At 41.9% G+C, this 1,057-nt stretch carries 1 protein-coding gene; it reads right to left on the bottom strand.

The genetic code is table 11. From position 1 onward, the window contains the following. Window positions 1-26: 26 nt before the first annotated feature. Entirely contained in the window at window positions 27-953 is a 927-nt protein-coding gene (locus JMX96_RS13580; RefSeq protein ID WP_201569687.1) for an IS30 family transposase, read from the bottom strand. Window positions 954-1,057 lie beyond the last annotated feature (104 nt).

Genomic DNA, 1,057 nt, shown 5'->3' with positions numbered 1-1,057 from the left:
CTTAGATTAACATACCAAGTGCAACGCTAAATAATATTATAGAACACCTGACTAGGAGTCTTGAAATCTAACCGTTTTCTTGGTCTGTTATTTAGTTTATTCTCAATCATTTGAATCTCTTGATCAGAGACTTGTCTAAAATCACAGCCTTTAGGTAAGAACTCTCTGATCAAGCCATTAGTATTTTCATTCGTACCTCGTTGCCAAGACGCATAAGCATCAGCAAAGAAGAATGGACTAAAGAGTTTTTGCCTCACTTTTTTGTGATCTGCGAACTCTTTACCATTGTCAGAGGTAATCGTTTTGACCTGTATTTTTACTGGGGTTAAAAGATCTATCATCGCCTCTGACACTTGTGATGCACTCTTTTTAAGCACACGTTTCATCTTAAGCAGTCCTGTACGGCGCTCAACGATCGTCACAATCGCTTGCTTGTGATGCTGACTGATAATCGTATCCGCCTCCCAGTCTCCAATCCGCGTGCGCGCATCAACTATGGAGGGGCGCTTATGGATTGAGACTCTGTCATTGATACGGCCTCGGGTCTCAGTAGTTAGTGGCTTACGATAAGGTTTGGCTTTACGTCTAAGACACTGCCATAACGTGCCACCTTTACTCTTGTCACTCCAGATATAGCGATAGATGCTCACGTGACTAATGCCACAATGAAACCCGGCTATCTGCTGGGGACTCCAGCTGTCTTTAAGCTTGTTTGTGACCCAATCCCATACGTCAGTGATGATAGTGAAAGCATTGTTTGATCGTCTTGCACGAGCTTTGTTATCGGCATAATGAGCTCGGTAACCTCGCAGGCTTTTATTACGCTTAAGCTCTCTTGATATAGTACTAGGACTTCTGCCTAATGCATCAGCTATAAATTTAATACTATGTTTCGCACCTTTAAGGGCATAAATCTGATATCGTTCACCTAGGCTTAGATGTGTATAGTTCATGGTTACAATCTCACTTTGGTCGGTGGATATAAACTTTGATGCTAGCGCATCTAGGTCTTTTTTTCACCTCGCATTTGGTATTGCACTTCATGTGTTAATCTAAG

Origin of the sequence: Psychrobacter sp. JCM 18900, assembly GCF_904846625.1 — a bacterium.
Lineage (GTDB): Bacteria > Pseudomonadota > Gammaproteobacteria > Pseudomonadales > Moraxellaceae > Psychrobacter.
Note: the sequence above shows the minus strand (reverse complement) of the source record. Positions and strands in the feature narration are given on the sequence as shown.